Annotated in this window: 29 protein-coding genes; all 29 read right to left on the minus strand. The window is 46.9% G+C overall.

What is annotated here, in order from left to right:
* Nucleotides 1–353: 353 nt before the first annotated feature.
* Nucleotides 354–1,166: an alpha/beta hydrolase gene (locus VLG36_05325; protein ID HSW78191.1), complete on the minus strand. Its 813-nt coding sequence runs from the start codon at nucleotides 1,164–1,166 to the stop codon at nucleotides 354–356.
* 48 nt (nucleotides 1,167–1,214) lie between these two features.
* Nucleotides 1,215–2,177, minus strand: coding sequence for an RsmB/NOP family class I SAM-dependent RNA methyltransferase (locus VLG36_05330; GenBank protein ID HSW78192.1), 963 nt, complete (start codon nucleotides 2,175–2,177; stop codon nucleotides 1,215–1,217).
* A gap of 190 nt (nucleotides 2,178–2,367) precedes the next feature.
* Nucleotides 2,368–2,655: a hypothetical protein gene (locus VLG36_05335; protein HSW78193.1), complete on the minus strand. Its 288-nt coding sequence runs from the start codon at nucleotides 2,653–2,655 to the stop codon at nucleotides 2,368–2,370.
* A gap of 141 nt (nucleotides 2,656–2,796) precedes the next feature.
* Nucleotides 2,797–3,195, minus strand: a complete 399-nt coding sequence (gene rpsI / locus VLG36_05340; GenBank protein ID HSW78194.1) for a 30S ribosomal protein S9 — start codon at nucleotides 3,193–3,195, stop codon at nucleotides 2,797–2,799.
* Nucleotides 3,196–3,197: 2 nt separating this feature from the next.
* Nucleotides 3,198–3,638, minus strand: a complete 441-nt coding sequence (gene rplM / locus VLG36_05345) for a 50S ribosomal protein L13 (GenBank protein ID HSW78195.1) — start codon at nucleotides 3,636–3,638, stop codon at nucleotides 3,198–3,200.
* The gene (rplQ, locus tag VLG36_05350) at nucleotides 3,638–4,030 is read right to left on the minus strand and encodes a 50S ribosomal protein L17 (GenBank protein HSW78196.1); all 393 of its coding nucleotides are present in this window, start codon (nucleotides 4,028–4,030) and stop codon (nucleotides 3,638–3,640) included. The genes rplM and rplQ overlap by 1 nt, the downstream gene beginning before the upstream one ends.
* A complete protein-coding gene (locus tag VLG36_05355; protein HSW78197.1) occupies nucleotides 4,030–4,953 on the minus strand; it encodes a DNA-directed RNA polymerase subunit alpha in 924 nt (307 codons plus the stop codon). Before VLG36_05355 ends, rplQ begins: the two co-directional genes overlap by 1 nt.
* 20 nt (nucleotides 4,954–4,973) lie before the next feature.
* Nucleotides 4,974–5,591: a 30S ribosomal protein S4 gene (rpsD, locus tag VLG36_05360; GenBank protein ID HSW78198.1), complete on the minus strand. Its 618-nt coding sequence runs from the start codon at nucleotides 5,589–5,591 to the stop codon at nucleotides 4,974–4,976.
* 3 nt (nucleotides 5,592–5,594) lie between these two features.
* The gene (rpsK, locus tag VLG36_05365) at nucleotides 5,595–5,987 is read right to left on the minus strand and encodes a 30S ribosomal protein S11 (protein ID HSW78199.1); all 393 of its coding nucleotides are present in this window, start codon (nucleotides 5,985–5,987) and stop codon (nucleotides 5,595–5,597) included.
* Nucleotides 5,988–6,001: 14 nt separating this feature from the next.
* Nucleotides 6,002–6,388 carry a 30S ribosomal protein S13 gene (rpsM, locus tag VLG36_05370; protein HSW78200.1) on the minus strand — a complete coding sequence of 129 codons (387 nt, stop codon included), beginning with the start codon at nucleotides 6,386–6,388 and terminating at the stop codon, nucleotides 6,002–6,004.
* Between the two features lie 2 nt (nucleotides 6,389–6,390).
* Entirely contained in the window at nucleotides 6,391–6,507 is a 117-nt protein-coding gene (rpmJ, locus tag VLG36_05375) for a 50S ribosomal protein L36 (protein HSW78201.1), read from the minus strand.
* Between the two features lie 40 nt (nucleotides 6,508–6,547).
* Entirely contained in the window at nucleotides 6,548–6,805 is a 258-nt protein-coding gene (infA, locus tag VLG36_05380) for a translation initiation factor IF-1 (protein ID HSW78202.1), read from the minus strand.
* Between the two features lie 132 nt (nucleotides 6,806–6,937).
* Nucleotides 6,938–7,603 (minus strand): class F sortase, encoded by a 666-nt coding sequence (locus VLG36_05385; protein ID HSW78203.1) that lies wholly within the window; start codon nucleotides 7,601–7,603, stop codon nucleotides 6,938–6,940.
* 34 nt (nucleotides 7,604–7,637) lie between these two features.
* Nucleotides 7,638–9,044 (minus strand): preprotein translocase subunit SecY, encoded by a 1,407-nt coding sequence (gene secY, locus VLG36_05390; GenBank protein HSW78204.1) that lies wholly within the window; start codon nucleotides 9,042–9,044, stop codon nucleotides 7,638–7,640.
* A 117-nt stretch (nucleotides 9,045–9,161) separates the two neighbouring features.
* Nucleotides 9,162–9,641 carry a 50S ribosomal protein L15 gene (gene rplO / locus VLG36_05395; GenBank protein HSW78205.1) on the minus strand — a complete coding sequence of 160 codons (480 nt, stop codon included), beginning with the start codon at nucleotides 9,639–9,641 and terminating at the stop codon, nucleotides 9,162–9,164.
* Complete coding sequence (gene rpsE, locus VLG36_05400) at nucleotides 9,641–10,201, minus strand: 30S ribosomal protein S5 (protein ID HSW78206.1); 561 nt, start codon at nucleotides 10,199–10,201, stop codon at nucleotides 9,641–9,643. The genes rplO and rpsE overlap by 1 nt, the downstream gene beginning before the upstream one ends.
* 1 nt (nucleotide 10,202) lies before the next feature.
* Nucleotides 10,203–10,556 (minus strand): 50S ribosomal protein L18, encoded by a 354-nt coding sequence (gene rplR, locus VLG36_05405; protein ID HSW78207.1) that lies wholly within the window; start codon nucleotides 10,554–10,556, stop codon nucleotides 10,203–10,205.
* A 2-nt stretch (nucleotides 10,557–10,558) separates the two neighbouring features.
* A complete protein-coding gene (gene rplF / locus VLG36_05410) occupies nucleotides 10,559–11,092 on the minus strand; it encodes a 50S ribosomal protein L6 (protein ID HSW78208.1) in 534 nt (177 codons plus the stop codon).
* A 29-nt stretch (nucleotides 11,093–11,121) separates the two neighbouring features.
* Nucleotides 11,122–11,523: a 30S ribosomal protein S8 gene (gene rpsH / locus VLG36_05415; GenBank protein HSW78209.1), complete on the minus strand. Its 402-nt coding sequence runs from the start codon at nucleotides 11,521–11,523 to the stop codon at nucleotides 11,122–11,124.
* A 21-nt stretch (nucleotides 11,524–11,544) separates the two neighbouring features.
* Nucleotides 11,545–11,814, minus strand: a complete 270-nt coding sequence (gene rpsN, locus VLG36_05420; GenBank protein ID HSW78210.1) for a 30S ribosomal protein S14 — start codon at nucleotides 11,812–11,814, stop codon at nucleotides 11,545–11,547.
* Nucleotides 11,814–12,398: a 50S ribosomal protein L5 gene (rplE, locus tag VLG36_05425; protein ID HSW78211.1), complete on the minus strand. Its 585-nt coding sequence runs from the start codon at nucleotides 12,396–12,398 to the stop codon at nucleotides 11,814–11,816. The genes rpsN and rplE overlap by 1 nt, the downstream gene beginning before the upstream one ends.
* On the minus strand, nucleotides 12,398–12,721 hold the full coding sequence (rplX, locus tag VLG36_05430; GenBank protein HSW78212.1) for a 50S ribosomal protein L24: 324 nt from the start codon (nucleotides 12,719–12,721) through the stop codon (nucleotides 12,398–12,400). Before rplX ends, rplE begins: the two co-directional genes overlap by 1 nt.
* 1 nt (nucleotide 12,722) lies before the next feature.
* On the minus strand, nucleotides 12,723–13,091 hold the full coding sequence (gene rplN / locus VLG36_05435; GenBank protein HSW78213.1) for a 50S ribosomal protein L14: 369 nt from the start codon (nucleotides 13,089–13,091) through the stop codon (nucleotides 12,723–12,725).
* Nucleotides 13,091–13,369, minus strand: a complete 279-nt coding sequence (gene rpsQ, locus VLG36_05440) for a 30S ribosomal protein S17 (GenBank protein ID HSW78214.1) — start codon at nucleotides 13,367–13,369, stop codon at nucleotides 13,091–13,093. Before rpsQ ends, rplN begins: the two co-directional genes overlap by 1 nt.
* Before the next feature lies 1 nt (nucleotide 13,370).
* Nucleotides 13,371–13,589: a 50S ribosomal protein L29 gene (rpmC, locus tag VLG36_05445; GenBank protein ID HSW78215.1), complete on the minus strand. Its 219-nt coding sequence runs from the start codon at nucleotides 13,587–13,589 to the stop codon at nucleotides 13,371–13,373.
* Nucleotides 13,589–14,002, minus strand: coding sequence for a 50S ribosomal protein L16 (gene rplP, locus VLG36_05450; protein HSW78216.1), 414 nt, complete (start codon nucleotides 14,000–14,002; stop codon nucleotides 13,589–13,591). The genes rpmC and rplP overlap by 1 nt, the downstream gene beginning before the upstream one ends.
* A 1-nt stretch (nucleotide 14,003) precedes the next feature.
* Entirely contained in the window at nucleotides 14,004–14,642 is a 639-nt protein-coding gene (gene rpsC / locus VLG36_05455; GenBank protein HSW78217.1) for a 30S ribosomal protein S3, read from the minus strand.
* On the minus strand, nucleotides 14,642–15,049 hold the full coding sequence (gene rplV, locus VLG36_05460; protein HSW78218.1) for a 50S ribosomal protein L22: 408 nt from the start codon (nucleotides 15,047–15,049) through the stop codon (nucleotides 14,642–14,644). Before rplV ends, rpsC begins: the two co-directional genes overlap by 1 nt.
* Nucleotides 15,049–15,315, minus strand: a complete 267-nt coding sequence (rpsS, locus tag VLG36_05465; protein ID HSW78219.1) for a 30S ribosomal protein S19 — start codon at nucleotides 15,313–15,315, stop codon at nucleotides 15,049–15,051. The genes rplV and rpsS overlap by 1 nt, the downstream gene beginning before the upstream one ends.
* Nucleotides 15,316–15,318: the final 3 nt, after the last annotated feature.

The following is a 15,318-nucleotide window of genomic DNA, read 5'->3' on the forward strand; positions in this document are numbered from 1 at the left end:
TGGCGTGATTTATCATGTACATACCTTCTTGGCTGACATGATGCGGTGTGACACCCTCTACGCTTGCACCTCTTCGCAATGCGTCAAGACAAAGCTGAAGCAATGCGAGTTTTTCTGCGGGTGTTTGTGGTATTTCTGGGTTTATAACATGTTGCAGTGTTTCTATGATTATCTCCTTTTTGTTCCATTTAAAAACCGCCTGTCTGGCGGTCTCTTCGATATTTTTTAGATTGTGTTAAAAAACACGGAACAAACCGCCAGAGCTTCTGTCGGTAAACCAATATGCGCTAAAGATCACTGTTTGTCTGTTCATGTATTTTAGTTATAACACAAATATTCTACTACTACCACTATTATCTTGCTGCATCGCGGATTGCTTGAGCTACTGTACTAATATAGAGCCGACCTCGCACTTCATGTCCTGCAACGATAGCCGTAAGGTTGGCGTGCTTGTTTTGCTTAGTAAGGTATCGAAGATTTTTTATAATAACAACCGGATCAAGCAGCCCGCATATCACAGAAATCGGTATTCTCAATCTTATCGCATCCCGAAGTGAGGTCTGATTAATAATACTCGCCTCGAGCGCGTTCATGTAAATTGGCGCATTTTCGGGAGTAAGGCTAAACGTGGCATTTACAAGCCCCATTCGGGTAACAAGCGCCGCAACTCGCATAAACTCATCTGGTCGCTTCCCTGCCAGTTTAAAAAGGTTTATAAGTATTCTGTCGCTACTCGGCATAAGACGGGGGTTTGATTGGTCTTCCTTATAAAAAGGAGGGCTGCAAAGAATGAGTGAACTTACCAGGAGCGGGTAGCGTTTAGCTACCTCAACCGCAACGAGGGCTCCTAAGGAATGCCCGACGATAATTACCCGCCCAGTAAGGTGCAATTTAAATAATGTTGCGATAACAGAACGAGCCTGAGTTTTAGCACTATATATAGCCCACTCTGGTCGAGGAGATTGTCCAAAACCCAAAAGATCGACAGTTACTACCCGTATATCTTTTGGCAAACTATCTATAACACTACTCCATGCTTTGCCCGAGTTACCAATTCCGTGAATAAATAAAACCGTTACCTTGGGATGTTTTTCTTTTGTAGACCGAGTATCCGCGTAAAGTGCGTAGGGAACCTTTAGCCAGCGGTGCAAAAGAATATCGATCATTGTGTTTGTAGTATGGCATACCGTGTCGGCGCACTCAAATGAGGCATCTCACACTGTAAGTTTTTCTAGACTACATACAAAAAATGCTTCATCACCCTCTCCTGGCACTATTCGGAGGGCTTTATGTACTTTTGCAGCAAACTTGCGATCGTTCCAGACCTCAATACCCGACTGTCCCCTTGTAGCTATGGTTATAGGTTTAATAGCTGCATCTGGAGTACGTCGTAAAAGCCAATCGATTACCGCTTCATCCTCCTCAGGCGCCATAGTGCAAGTGCTATAAACAAGTGTTCCACCGGGCCTTAATAATTTCCAGGCATCAAAAAGTATCTTTTTTTGCAGATCAGCAAGTCGTCTGATATGCGCCACCGACCATGTATCCAGCGTTTTTAGTTCATGAAGGTTAATTAGACCTTCTCCACTACAAGGAGCATCAAGAAGGATCTTATCAAACAGCTGACCCTCAAGCGTGCGAGCAAGACGCGTTGCATCATAGAGAGTATATTCAGCGTGTGCGCCAAGCCTTTCCATGTTGCGCTGCAGCTTAGCTAGTCGCGTGCGAGAGTTATCATTAGCAACAAGTCTCCCAGTATTTTGCATAGCGGCTGCCATATGACTTGTTTTGCCGCCTGGAGCGGCACAAATATCAAGCACGGCATCACCGGGCTGAGGATTGAGACTAACTACCGGTAACCAGCTCGATTTATTTTGTATATAAATTCTGCCTTCTGTTACAAGACTACTATCGCGAAGCTCCATAAAACCAGAAACTATTGTGTATCCATTTTCGCACCATGACACTGGCTCACCCGTCCAGCCAAGATGACGCATTTCGTTCAGAGTATCTTGCACATCACCTTTTAGCGGATTGATTCGTATAGACTGGACTAAGTTCATTGAAAGCATATGCTCTATAGCCGCAGGTGTGCGGTCTAATATGTGCGTCGTGCGATCAATAAGTAAATCGCGCTTTTGCCGCCTGGTTGCTTCTATATTTTTTCGTTTTGCCATTAGTTCCTCTATTGTAACCAGTTTATACATAAAATCCTATCTTCTATAGAGATAGAGCGCTTTGCTGGTAACAAATAAGATCGCCAATACTCTAGCGTGATACAGAATGGGTTATACGCCCGGACATGATCGTGGGGATGGTGTCGCTATGACACCATCCCCGTACGGACACGGATGTAGAGTCGACTTCTCACAGTTGCGTAAGAGCCTCTCGGACGATGTCAAGGACCTCCTTGGTCTCGTAGCAGCTCTGATAGCCACCCCTCTCTACCCTACGGTTTCGCTCGACGATGTCATCGTGTAGATCCTGGAGGGGCTTCGGGAGAGCAGTGACGTTGACCTGAGCCTCGATGCAGATGTCCTGCAGGGCGCTCTGGACGTCACCAGGCATCTGTACGCCGCCCATCTGGACGAGCGACATGTACCACGCCTGAACAGTCTGGCGGACGGTGGCGGTAGTGACCGCGCTTACAGTCATTATCCTCACATCCCCTGTATCTTGTGTACATCGCTATTTATAGCACTAAAAAATATTGTAGTCAAAATAGTATGTAGTATATGAGTATAAAAATAAAAACCTCCACTGTAAAGAGGAGGTTTTTTATAAAACGTATATATACTAACGCTTTGAGTACTGTTCGCGCTTACGAGCAGAACGAAGACCATATTTCTTGCGTTCCTTTTCGCGTGGGTCGCGACGAAGGAGCTCTGCTTTTTTAAGCGTAGAACGAAGGTCGGCGTGACCGACGGTTAAAGCTTTAGCGATTGCGAGCTTAATTGCATCAACCTGGCCAGAAAGACCACCACCACTTACGCGAATAGTTACGTCAAACTCTTTTTGCTTGCCAACGAGGGCGAGAGGATCGGTAACTTCGGCAAGAAGCGTCTTATTGTCAGATAGATATTCTGCTGCAGGTTTTTCGTTGATTGTCACATTACCCTTGCCTTTAAATAGGCGGGCGCGAGCTGTTGCACTCTTGCGACGACCAAGACCGTAGAAGTATGTATTCTCAGCCATGATTATTTAACCTCAACTTTCTCTGGAGTTTGTGCAGTGTGAGTATGCTCACTACCGGCAAAGACACGAAGGCGTTTCATACGCTCTGGAGACAGCTTGTTTTTAGGAAGCATGCCTTTTACAGCGTTCTCAATGATACGCTCTGGGAACTTCTCACGAACTTCGGCCAAAGTAGCGTCTTTAATACCACCTGGGAAACCACTGTGGCGGTAGTAGATCTTACCGGTTTCCTTGTCGCCAGTTACAACAGTGTCTTTAGCGTTGATAACAATGACGTAGTCACCACCATCAATATGTGCCGTGTAGGTTGGTTTGTATTTACCCGTTAGGTATGTCGCAACTTGCGTTGCAAGACGTCCGAGTGGTGCCGTGCTGGCATCGATCAAAATCCAGCGGCGAGTAACCTCGCTTGGCTTTTGTGAGTAGGTTTTTGCATTAACCATTAGGCTTTTGCCTCCTCTTTGGCTACTGGCTTAAGCTCATCGACAAACGAAACGGTTGCCATCTGAGCACCATCGCCAACGCGAAGACGGGTGCGCTCAACGCGGACGTGACCACTAGTGCGGCCCGTCAACTGAGGAGCGATCTCATCCACTAGTTTGAATGCGGCAGCCTGAGTACTCAGGGCAGCGATCACTTGGCGGCGGTTTGCAAGATCACCTTTTTTAGCTTTAGTAATGATTTTTTCAATATAACGCACAAGCTCTTTGGCTTTAGGAAGCGTTGTCTCAATCTTGCCATGCTCGACGAGACTTGTTGCCAAGCCTTTTAGCAGTGCGCGGCGCTGATCGCGTTCGCGACCAAACTTGCGCCCTTTGTATCCGTGTCGATGCATTAGAGTTCAAGCTCCGCTAGTTTATCTTTAACTTCATCAAGTGCCTTTGAACCAAAGCCCTTAAGCTCACGAAGATCTTGTTCGCTAAGCGTTACAAGGTCGTGGACAGTGCGGATGTCGTTATTGATAAGCGCATTAGCTGTACGAGCGGTTAGGTTTAGTTCTTCAATAGGCGTGTTAAGCTCGTTGGCTTCATCTTCGTCAACCTGGCCAAGTGCAGGAGCAGCCTCAACAGTCGTCGAGCCGGCAAGTGCAGTGTACTGATTAACAAGGATAGCCGAAGCTTCTTCAAACGCTTCACGTGGGGTGAGCGTACCGTCAGTCTCAACGATAAGACGGAGTTTGTCGAGGTTGGTTTCTTGGCCAACACGAGTGTTGTCAACCTTATAGCGAACGCGGAGTACTGGACTAAAGATCGCATCAAGTGCAATCATGTCGCTGTGTAGGCGCTGCTCGCTTGCGTCTTCAATAGTACGGTAACCGCGACCAGCTTCAACGACCAAGTCCATAACGACAGTCTTTTTAGGATCATCGATAGTAGCGAGTACTTGTTCTGGGTTAATAACCTCAACATCGGCGTTAGTCTTGATATCAGCTGCAGTGATTTCACCTGCACCCTTCTTTTCAAGACGAAGCTCGACAGGTTCGTCGCTGTGAACTTTAAGACGTACGTTCTTGAGGTTAAGCATGATGTCAACGACATCTTCTTTCACGCCATCAACGGTAGTAAATTCGTGCGAAGCACCTTCGATGCGGAAAGCAACGATAGCACCGCCTTCGATACTCGAAAGCAAAACCCGGCGCATACTGTTACCAAGCGTGTAGCCATAGTTGGCGTAAAGCGGTTCGATGACGAACTCTGCTTCATTAGTGCTTAGCTCGTTCACTGCGGCCAATGCTGGGTTGTGAATTACTTTTGACATTTATTATCTCCTTACCCTTTTTAGCGTGAGTAGTACTCAACGATTAGCTGCTCATTGATGTCTGGTTCTGCTTCTTCGCGTTTAGGAAGACCGGTAATGTCAATCTTTAGCTTCTTTGCATCGCTTTTCAGCCATGAAACGGGAGTTTGGATTGAATTATTAACGACATCGTCAATTTGCGAGAAATAGCCACTCTTTGTACTCTTTGGGCGAACGACAAGTTCGTCGCCTGGTTTCAAACGAATTGATGGAATATCAACACGACGACCATTCAACATAAAGTGACCGTGGCCAACCAGCTGACGAGCAGCGCGGCGTGAGGTCGCGAAGCCTGAGCGGTATACGGCGTTGTCGAGGCGGAGTTCGAGAAGTTGCAGCAGGTTCTCGCCTGACAGGCCTGGGCGGCGGCTTGCTTCGTTCATGAGCCGTGCGAACTGCTTTTCAAGCAGACCATACGTACGGCGAACTTTTTGCTTTTCACGGAGCTGTGTAGAGTAAAGACTTGCTTTACCTTGACGACCGTGTGCGTGCTGGCCTGGAATACCAGACTTTTTCGCGAGGATTTTGTGTGCTTTAGGGTGAAGCGCGTAGCCTTCGCGACGGCTTTGCTTCACAATAGGCGAAGTATCTCGTGCCATAGACTAGCCCCTCCGTGCCTTACGTGGACGAACGCCACCATGTGGAACGCCCGTTACGTCTTTAATACTATCGACAGCAATGTCAAAGTTGTTGAGTGCGCGTACAGCGGTGTCACGGCCAAGGCCAACACCTTTTACGAACACGTCAACACTGTGAAGACCATAAAGAGTCTTCGCAGTCTCAGCAACTTTTTCAGCTGCAATTTGTGCAGCATATGCAGTACCTTTTTTGCTACCGCGGAAACCGCTAGCACCAGCACTACTGCTTGCGAGGACATTACCTTTTTTGTCAGAGAACGTAACAATCGTATTGTTAAACGTTGCCTGGATGTGCAGCTGACCAGAAGGAACTGATCGGCGCTGCTTCTTACGTGTTGAAGTTTTAGCATCTGCCATTTTCATATTCCTTTCTAAGTCTTAGAAGCTGCTTTCTTTTGTGTACCACCAACTGCAACTGCTTTACCCTTACGAGTTCGTGCGTTCGTACGGGTTCGCTGACCGTTAACCGGTAAACCGGCTTTATGACGGAGGCCTCTATACGCGTTGATGTCTTTAAGACGTTTAATGTTGTTAGTCACCAGACGCTGTAAATCACCTTCGGTCGTATAGTCGGCATCGACTATTTCGCGAATACGTTGTTCTTCAGCCTCGGTGAGATCTTTCACCCGAGTGGTCGGCTCAATCTTGGCCGCCGCAAGGATGTCTCGAGCAAATTTCGGACCGATGCCGTAAATATACGTCAAAGCGATCTGAACTTGCTTTTCTGATGGGATAACTACCCCAGCAATTCGAGCCATGCTTAACCCTGCCTTTGCTTGTTCTTAGGTTTTTTCTTGTTGATGACACGCAAGCGGCCTTTGCGACGCACTAGCTGGTCATCTGGACTGATTTTTTTGACACTCGCACGAACTTTCATGAGCGCATAAAACTCCAGTTTTCCTTTAATATTATTGTCACTAAGCAGCGAGGTCGTAATTCGACTTCTTCTGCTCGTCTCTGAGGCGGAAGCTGATTCTGCCCTTCGTAAGATCGTAAGGAGTCAACTCAACTTCTACCCTATCGCCCGGCACTAAACGAATGTAATGCTTACGCATTTTACCCGAAATGTGAGCAATAATCGTATGACCGTTCTCCAGTTCAACCTTAAATTGAGTATTAGGCAGTGCTTCCACTACCTTTCCTTGCAATTTAATTACTTCCTTTTGACTCGCCATAGATAACAGTAGTAGATTATACAGTAAAACATTGTAACTCGCAAGCGTTTTACAAGATTTCCGCAACCACGATTTGCGGTATTAGTTTTTGATATTTCTTATTGTAGCGTATTCACCGTTGTAGTCAACCTACTACACGTTTATTACGGCAAAAACCAGCACACGATCATCGTATGTTTTTGTCTCGTAACTGTACGTTCCACCACAGGTAATAAGGTTCAAACCCTGTTTGCCGGGAATAGCAGATTTTAACATTGCAGTCATGTCTACATCACGTAGCGATTTCAGTTCAACACTCACAACGGAATACGTAAATTTTTGGCCATCACCGCGTTCGACTTCAATTTTGTCACCCGAAACAAGCGACGAAAGCCTATAGAAGATCCCTGGCGAATTAAGTGCATCATTTACATGACCGTCGATAAGCAGCGCGCTGGCATCAAGTCCAGGGAGACCGCTCTGGTCATACCAACCGACGTCCCAGGCACTCGCAGGAGCGTTTAGAACACCCTTGGTAGTTCCCATAGGCAAAATGTTGGCATCAACTCCTAGTTTAGAGATGGTAAGCTGACGGGGATGCGTAGGTGGAACAGTATACGCTTGTTTTTGCGCTGTTGTCTTTTGCTCAACCGAGGCCTTAACCTCCGCTGGAGGCAGTATGCTAATAGTTTGTTTTGGGGCATGCAGGGTACTATAGAGTATGTATCCGCCCAGAGCTGCTATCATAAGACCGCTTACAAGTAATACGATTCGAAATAACTTAGAGACTTTTGTAGAAGTAGCCTGTATTTTTTTCATGCGTTAAGCCTAGTATAGCAAAACGTAGAACTGCCTACTGGTAGTCGTCATACGTTACCATCAGAGCACGCGAGTTGATCTGACGGAGTGATTCAAGACCGACAGAGACCACAATGAGAAGTCCTGTACCACCAATTGCAAGGTTAGATGCATTAACACCAAGCTGCGCAAATATGTACTCGGCGCCAAATGGCATAACAGCAATAATACCAAGAGCGATTGATCCGAAGAGGATTAGACGATTTACGGTACGTGAAAGATACTTCTCAGTCTGAATGCCTGGACGTACACCTTCAATAAAGCCGCCCTGCTTTTGTAAGTTTTCGGCAATTTCATTGGCATTAAATACAATACCCGTGTAGAAGTACGTGAACAGAATAACGAGCACAAAATAGCATGCTGGATAGATAAGACTCACAGCACCGTTTGCAAAAGTACTAGCCTGAGGTGTCTGGAACCATGTAATAAGATTAGTCGCAAGCTTTGTGTACGCTGGGTTACCTGTTGCCTTGATAACCTGGCCGACAAAGGCTGGTAGCGACAGAAAGGCTACTGCAAAGATCACAGGAATCACACCAGCAGCAATCAGCTTAACTGGCAACATACTTTTTACACCACCATAGCTACTATTACCGTGAACACGTTTTGCATAATTGATGGTAATAATACGCTGGGCTTCATTGATTTTAACCAATAGATATAGCACCACGAGCGAAGCGATGGCCACCGCCAGTACTACCCAGAAGGCAAGCGGATTAACGGGAATAGTAAACCAGCCAAAGACACTCATGGCTCCATGAGAAGTATCGAATACTGACTGACCTATCGTTGCCAATGTATTTGGAAGTTGGCTAATAATACCCGCAAAAATAATAATACTAATACCATTACCAACGCCTTGTTCAGTAATAAGCTCACCAAGCCACATCAGAAGAAGCGAGCCAGCCGTCATAGCTGTCACAGCCACAACCCACTCAACGGGTGTTGTTGAACCAAGCGCTGTGGTGTTACCAGCAAGCACCGTTTGACGTAGAATATAGATGAAAGCGATAGACTGAACGATGGCTAGTGGTACAGCAATCATACGTGTCCATTGGTTGATCTTCCGACGGCCAGATTCACCATCTTTATGCAGCTCTTCAATACTCGGCACCGCTTTAGTGAGCAGCTGAGTAATGATGGAGGCTGTAATAAATGGACTCATGCCCACGAGTACGATTGAAAAGCTCGAGAGTGCACCGCCAGAGAGTAGGTTCAGAAAGCCACCAAAGTCGCTGCCGCTTACAACGCTACTGATAACTTGTTTGAGCTGCGTTGGTTGTGCAAGTGGCACAGGAATATGTGCAAGTAACCGATACGCAATAATAATTCCAAGAACAATCGTCAGACGTTTTTGCATGTCCTTGTTTTTAAGTGATCGGAAAATGGTTTTCCAGTTCATAAGTCTATTCGTTCCCCTTCTCTAACAAAAAATGGTCTAAGCCGTTACTACTCCACGGAGTATACTGTACGTGTATTGATATACTTAGTATACTCCGAAAAGCGTAGCCGCGAGGTACTATTTCTCAGCTTTTTCAGCTTCTTTTTCGCTCTTTTTAATAGGTGTTGGCACAGCTTCGAATGTACCGCCTGCCTTTTCAATAGCAGCCTTAACACTCGCACTTGCAGCTTGCACCTTCAACGTCACCTTTTCAGTAAGCTCACCGCGAGCGATGATCTTAACTGTATGAAATGGTGTTGATATAAGACCTGCTTCAAACAATGTAAAGTTATCAGCAGTCTTACCCTTGAATGCGTTTAGATGGTCAATATAGACAATCTGAGCTGGGCTCTTAAGGCTTTTAAAACCACGAGCTTTAGGCACAGCCTGTACTAGCGCACGCTGTCCACCCTGGAACATTGTACGAAGTTTCTTACCCGTACGAGCACCCTGACCTTTAGTACCACGACCGGCGGTCTTACCCTGGCCGGCAGCAATACCACGACCGACACGCTTACGGCCTTTGTTTGCGCTGACTTGGAGTTCGTTGTATTTCATTACTTATCCTCCTTCTTTTCAGCCTTTTTGGGGGTATTCAGCCACTCATCGCGTGGAACGAGGCTCTTAAGAGCTTCGATCGTAGCGTACGCAATGTTCACTTTGTTGGTTGAACCGAGTGACTTAGAAAGCATATTGCGGACACCGGTTACACCGATGATCTGACGAACAACACCGCCGGCAATAATACCGGTACCAGGAGCTGCAGGCTTAATCAGTACGCGAGCGCCTGAAAGCTTAAGTTCAGCTTCGTGCGGAATTGTGTCGTTCGCAACAGGAACGGTAATCATATTCTTTTTAGCAACATCCGTCGCCTTGGCGATAGCTGCTTGAACATCGGCACCCTTAGCGACACCGACACCAACCTTGGTTTTGCGGTCACCCACAACAACAAGCGCCTTAAAGCGGAAACGACGTCCACCCTTTACAACGCGGGCCACGCGGTCGATATTGATAACCAGCTCTTCAAACTGCTTTGGCTCAGCTGGTACTTGCTCGCGGCGGTTGTCGCGGCGAGGAGCACGGGGTGAGCGAGTGTTGGTAGTAGCTTGTTCAGCCATATTAGAACTCCAAACCTTCCTTACGTGCAGCGTCAGCGAGCGCAGAGAGGCGGCCAGCGTACTGGCGACCATTACGATCAAACACAACTGCGTTAATCTTTGCTTTCTTAGCTTTCTTAGCGATGTCACTGCCTACAAGTGCAGCCTGTTCAGCAAGAGAGCCCGTCTGCTTTGTACCAACAGTCGTTGCAGCAGCAAGTGTACGCTGCTTTACGTCATCGATAAGTTGCGCGCTAACGTGTTTGTTGCTAACAGTGACGGTAAGACGTGGACGCTCAGCCGTACCCATGATCTTGCTACGAACGCGGTTCTTGCGCAAAGACTTATTGAGAAGTTTTTTAGCGAGGTTTGCCATAATTACTTACCAGTCTTTCCTGCCTTGCGAAGGACAACTTCGTCGGCATATTTAATACCCTTACCCTTGTAAGGTTCAGGCTTTTTAAGCGCACGGATTTCTGCCGCTACTTGGCCAACCTGCTGCTTGTCAATACCATTAACGGTGATTTCCATCTTGTTAACAGTAAGGTTAATACCAGCTGGAGCTTCGTATTTAACAGGGTGAGAGAAGCCGAGGCTCATCTCAAGTGCCTGGCCGCCGCCGTTTACGCGGAAACCAACACCGTTGACCTCTAGTTTTTTCTCAAATCCTTTTGTCACGCCAACAACAGCGTTGTTAAGAAGTGCGCGCTGCAAACCATGCTGCGCCTTTGCGATACGCTCGTCATCTTTACGAGTAACAATAGCTTTGCCATCTTCAAGTGAGACAGTAACGTCGCTCAGGTGTGGCACAGTCAGTTCACCCTTAGGGCCTTTGACTGAGATAACATCTGAATCGACCGTGATTGTCACACCGGCAGGTACGTCAATTGGTAGTTTTCCGATTCGACTCATAACTCTTCCTTTTCTTCATTTATCTTGAATTAGTATACCTTAAGGAGTAACTCACCACCAAGACGCTCTTTTACAGCTTCTCGACCAGTGATAACGCCCTTGCTTGTACTAATAAGTACCAAGCCACGACCGCTTTTTACCTTAGGGATCTCATTAACACCAACATAGACACGGCGGCCCGGCTTGCTCATACGAGAAATCTCGTTGATTGGGCTGTTTTCGCCTGGCTTGTTAATAGTGATAACAAGTGTGTCACGTGGTTTACCAGCTTCTACTTTAACGTCAGTTAGGTAGTGGTTCTTCTTGAGTTGTTCTGCAACAACCTTCTTAAGCTTGCTTGATGGCACACGAACTTCGTTCTTGCCAACCATAGCCGCGTTACGGATGCGGGTAAGAAGGTCGGCGATTGGGTCAGTTGATTGTAAAGACATATCTTTTTATTCCTTTCCTTCTTACCAACTACTCTTAGTTACACCAGGGATTTCTCCCTTAGATGCTTTTTCGCGGAAGTTAATACGGTTAAGGCCGAAACGACGCATATAACCGCGTGGACGACCAGCGAGGAAATCACGGTTCTTCCAGCGAGTTGGGCTGCTATTATTTGGAAGTGCAGCGAGACCTTCAAGATCACCGAGTTCTTTTAGTTCAGCACGCTTAGCAGCAAACTTCAGGATCATTTTCTTGCGCTTTTCGTCGCGGGCGATCATTGATTTCTTAGCCATTAGCGTTTGCCTCCTTCTTTCTCAAATGGTACGCCGAATTTCTCTAACAGTGCGCGTGAGTGTTCAGTAGATTCGTTTTTAATAGTAAACGTAACCTGCAGACCGTGGAGCACCTGAGTTTCTTCGAACGTAAGTTCTGGGAAGATTGACTGCTCGATGATACCAAGGTTGTAGTTACCACCCTTGTCAAACTTTACACCAACGCCGTGAAAGTCACGAACACGTGGCAATGCAACGTTAGCAAGACGGTCGAGGAACTCGTACATACGAGCACCACGTAGCGTAACACTTATACCAACGCGGTTCATACCCTTACGGATCTTGAAGCCAGCGATAGACTTTTTGGCCATACGGTCAATCGGTGCCTGACCAGTAATTTTGGTCAGAGTATTACGGACAACTTCGGTGTGACGCTTGTCATCCTTATTTTTGCCAATACCAACGCTTACTACAATCTTTTCGAGTTTCGGAACTTGATTAACATTACCGAGTTTCAATTCGGCCTGGAGTTCTCCGACGTACTTTTCGTTGTACAGAGCTTTCAAGCGAGGAGTAGCGGCAGTAGTGGTGGTTTTCGTAGCCATTACTTGATCTCCTTATTCTTAGCTTGGCGAGCAAGACGAATCTTGGCACCGTCAGCATTCTTTACGTAACCGATGCGGCTTGTTTTGCTAGTCTTCTCATCTACAACAAGCGCAAGCTTGTGAAGAGGAGTTGCAACGTGGATATCTTTGCTACCGCCACGTGGGTTAAGCTGACTTGGCTTAACGTGACGGTGCTTTGTGCCAACGCCTTCAACAAGAGCAACGTTCTTTTTACCAAGAACGGCGAGCACCTTACCAGTTACACCTTTGTTTGCGCCAGAGATGATCTTAACGACATCGTCTTTTTGAATACGTTGTGCCATCTTAGAGTACCTCCGGAGCTAAGCTGATGATCTTAGAGTACCCAAGGTCACGAAGTTCACGAGGAACTGGGCCGAATACACGGGTCGCCTTAGGAGTCTTATCATCGTTAATGATTACTGCTGCGTTATCGTCAAATGCGATAGTGCTTCCGTCTGGACGCTGAATTTGATCACGCGTACGGACGATAACCGCTTTAACGACAGCTTTACGCTTAACGTTACCAGTTGGGTTAGCTTGCTTAACGGTAGCAACAATGATGTCACCGACACGAGCATAACGCCGCTTAGTACCGCCAAGAACTCGAATACACAAAATCTCTTTTGCGCCCGAGTTGTCGGTCACTTTAAGACGAGTTTCTTGCTGAATCATTACGCTTTTACCTCGTCATCTTTAAGCTCAATAGAACCACGAGATTTCTCTTCGATGTTTGCAAGCTTAAAGCTTTTTGATTTTGAGACAGGACGAGTCTCAACGATTTGAACCTTGTCACCCTTGTGAGCTTCATTGTTTTCATCGTGTGCAGCATACTTGCGGTTCACAGTGTACTGTTTACCATAAATAGGATGCGTTTCACGACTAGTAACAGTGACGGTGATGGTTTTATCGTTGACATCCGACGTCACGATACCGGTCAATGTCTTGGCCATATTATTTACTCTCCTTTTCGGCGATTTCAGCTACCCGGATAGCAGTCAGAAGTCGCGCAATTTCTTTCTTGGTACTTGTCAGCACACGTGGGTTTGCAAGTTCGCCCATGGCGTGGCCACGACGAGCAACAATAAGATCAGCACGCTTCGTCGCTACTTCTTCGCGAAGTTGTGCGAGCGTTTTGATCTCAGTAGCCTGTGTAGTTTTCTTTTCAGCCATTATACTTGCTCCCTCATGATGAACTTGGTCTTAACTGGTAGTTTGTGTGCGGCAAGACGCATAGCTTCGCGAGCAACAGCTTCGTCTACACCCTTCATTTCAAACAAAACAGTACCAGCTTTTACCTTAGCGACAAAAAACTCTGGGTTACCTTTACCGCTACCCATCTTTACGTCCTGCGGCTTACGAGTCACAGGAGTGTGTGGGAAGATACGGATCCAGATTTTACCACCGCGCTTGATGTAGCGAGTCATCGCCTGACGTGAAGATTCGATCTGACGTGAGGTGATACGCTCGTTTGACATAGACTGCAGGGCAAAATCACCAAAGGCTATATAGTTACCGCGAGTCGCGATACCATCGTTCTTGCCTTTACGAACTTTTCGATATTTAGTTTTCTTTGGCAGTAACATATTACCGATCCGTCCTTTCGCCCTTATAGATCCAGACCTTTACACCTACGATACCTGCACCAGGCAGCATAGCGCGAGCAGAGTGGAAGTCAATGTCAGCACGAAGTGTGTGAAGAGGAACTGAGCCCTCGCTAATCTTTTCACGACGAGCCATTTCAGCGTTGTTCAAACGACCAGCCACCTGAATACGGACACCCTTGGCGCCTGCATTCATAGTGTTTTGTGCAGCCATCTTGGTTGCACGGCGGAAGTTGATACGACGCTCGAGTTGACGAGCAATGTTTTCGGCTACCAACTTGGCAGCGAGTTCAGGACGTTTCACTTCTTCGATGTTAATACGAACTGGAAGACTGGCGATCTTTTCGATCTGAGCCTTCAGCTCCGTAACACCTGCACCACCACGACCAATCACAACACCAGCTTTTGCTGTGTGGATAGTAATAGTGATGAGGTTTGCCGAACGCTCAATCTCGATACGAGCGATTGTTGGGCGTGATGCGAACTTCTTTTCGATCAGATCGCGGATCTTGATATCTTCCGCAAGCCACTTGGCAAAATCTTTTTTGCCGGCAAACCAGCGTGAATCCCAGTTTTTGTGAACTTGCAAGCGGAAGCTAATAGGATTTACTTTTTGACCCATTATTTGCTCTCCTTTGCAGACTCAGCTGCAGGTGCTGCAACTGGCTTCTTCTTAGGTTTTTCAGCGCCAGTTACTTCAACCAAGATGTGGCTCGAGCGCTTCTGGAATGGAAGTGCGCGACCACGGCTTGCAGGTTTGAACCTCTTCAAACGTGGACCTGCCGTTACCGACAGAGTTTTGATTTGAAGTGTCTTACCGTCAAGACCATGGTTGTTTGTGGCGTTTGCAGCAGCGCTCGCGATAGCCTTTTTAACAGGCGTCGATGCGCGTTTAGGAACATTTTCAAGGATAACAAGTGCGTCAGCTACAGTGCGACCGCGAACGAGGCTTGCAACAAGGCTAACCTTGCGTGGCGTTTGGTCAACACCCTTAGCGTAGGCACGTACAACGATAGGTTGATCAGCCATTACTTCTTATCCTTTCCGCCATGCTTACGGAACTTACGAGTTGGACTAAACTCACCGAGTTTGTGGCCAACCATGTTTTCCGAAACAAGCACAGGTACGTGTACACGACCGTTGTGAACAGCGATCGTTCGGCCTACCATCTCTGGGCTAATGGTACTAGCACGTGCCCAGGTCTTGATGATAGTTCGATCGTCTTGGCTTAAAGCAGCTACTTTTTTAGCAAGCTTGAAGTCGACGAATGGGCCTTTTTTGAGTGAACGACTCATATA

This window comes from Candidatus Chromulinivoraceae bacterium (genome assembly GCA_035478595.1).
GTDB lineage: Bacteria > Patescibacteriota > Saccharimonadia > Saccharimonadales > Saccharimonadaceae > CAMLKC01.

Coding starts and splice junctions, on each gene's coding strand:
- rpsC (HSW78217.1), bottom strand. CDS start 14,642: ATGGGTCAAAAAGTAAATCCTATTAGCTTCCGCTTGCAAGTTCACAAA.
- rplR (HSW78207.1), bottom strand. CDS start 10,556: ATGGCAAACCTCGCTAAAAAACTTCTCAATAAGTCTTTGCGCAAGAAC.
- rpsQ (HSW78214.1), bottom strand. CDS start 13,369: ATGGCCAAGACATTGACCGGTATCGTGACGTCGGATGTCAACGATAAA.
- rplP (HSW78216.1), bottom strand. CDS start 14,002: ATGTTACTGCCAAAGAAAACTAAATATCGAAAAGTTCGTAAAGGCAAG.
- rpmJ (HSW78201.1), bottom strand. CDS start 6,507: ATGAAAGTTCGTGCGAGTGTCAAAAAAATCAGTCCAGATGACCAGCTA.
- infA (HSW78202.1), bottom strand. CDS start 6,805: ATGGCGAGTCAAAAGGAAGTAATTAAATTGCAAGGAAAGGTAGTGGAA.
- rpsI (HSW78194.1), bottom strand. CDS start 3,195: ATGGCTGAGAATACATACTTCTACGGTCTTGGTCGTCGCAAGAGTGCA.
- rplQ (HSW78196.1), bottom strand. CDS start 4,030: ATGCATCGACACGGATACAAAGGGCGCAAGTTTGGTCGCGAACGCGAT.
- rpmC (HSW78215.1), bottom strand. CDS start 13,589: ATGGCTGAAAAGAAAACTACACAGGCTACTGAGATCAAAACGCTCGCA.
- VLG36_05330 (HSW78192.1), bottom strand. CDS start 2,177: ATGGCAAAACGAAAAAATATAGAAGCAACCAGGCGGCAAAAGCGCGAT.
- VLG36_05385 (HSW78203.1), bottom strand. CDS start 7,603: ATGAAAAAAATACAGGCTACTTCTACAAAAGTCTCTAAGTTATTTCGA.
- rpsE (HSW78206.1), bottom strand. CDS start 10,201: ATGGCTGAACAAGCTACTACCAACACTCGCTCACCCCGTGCTCCTCGC.
- rpsK (HSW78199.1), bottom strand. CDS start 5,987: ATGGCAGATGCTAAAACTTCAACACGTAAGAAGCAGCGCCGATCAGTT.
- VLG36_05355 (HSW78197.1), bottom strand. CDS start 4,953: ATGTCAAAAGTAATTCACAACCCAGCATTGGCCGCAGTGAACGAGCTA.
- rpsS (HSW78219.1), bottom strand. CDS start 15,315: ATGAGTCGTTCACTCAAAAAAGGCCCATTCGTCGACTTCAAGCTTGCT.
- secY (HSW78204.1), bottom strand. CDS start 9,044: ATGAACTGGAAAACCATTTTCCGATCACTTAAAAACAAGGACATGCAA.
- rpsN (HSW78210.1), bottom strand. CDS start 11,814: ATGGCTAAGAAATCAATGATCGCCCGCGACGAAAAGCGCAAGAAAATG.
- rpsM (HSW78200.1), bottom strand. CDS start 6,388: ATGGCTCGAATTGCTGGGGTAGTTATCCCATCAGAAAAGCAAGTTCAG.
- rplV (HSW78218.1), bottom strand. CDS start 15,049: ATGGCTGATCAACCTATCGTTGTACGTGCCTACGCTAAGGGTGTTGAC.
- rpsH (HSW78209.1), bottom strand. CDS start 11,523: ATGTCTTTACAATCAACTGACCCAATCGCCGACCTTCTTACCCGCATC.
- rplM (HSW78195.1), bottom strand. CDS start 3,638: ATGGTTAATGCAAAAACCTACTCACAAAAGCCAAGCGAGGTTACTCGC.
- rplF (HSW78208.1), bottom strand. CDS start 11,092: ATGAGTCGAATCGGAAAACTACCAATTGACGTACCTGCCGGTGTGACA.
- VLG36_05325 (HSW78191.1), bottom strand. CDS start 1,166: ATGATCGATATTCTTTTGCACCGCTGGCTAAAGGTTCCCTACGCACTT.
- rplO (HSW78205.1), bottom strand. CDS start 9,641: ATGAAATACAACGAACTCCAAGTCAGCGCAAACAAAGGCCGTAAGCGT.
- rpsD (HSW78198.1), bottom strand. CDS start 5,591: ATGGCACGAGATACTTCGCCTATTGTGAAGCAAAGCCGTCGCGAAGGC.
- rplE (HSW78211.1), bottom strand. CDS start 12,398: ATGGCTACGAAAACCACCACTACTGCCGCTACTCCTCGCTTGAAAGCT.
- rplX (HSW78212.1), bottom strand. CDS start 12,721: ATGGCACAACGTATTCAAAAAGACGATGTCGTTAAGATCATCTCTGGC.
- VLG36_05335 (HSW78193.1), bottom strand. CDS start 2,655: ATGACTGTAAGCGCGGTCACTACCGCCACCGTCCGCCAGACTGTTCAG.
- rplN (HSW78213.1), bottom strand. CDS start 13,091: ATGATTCAGCAAGAAACTCGTCTTAAAGTGACCGACAACTCGGGCGCA.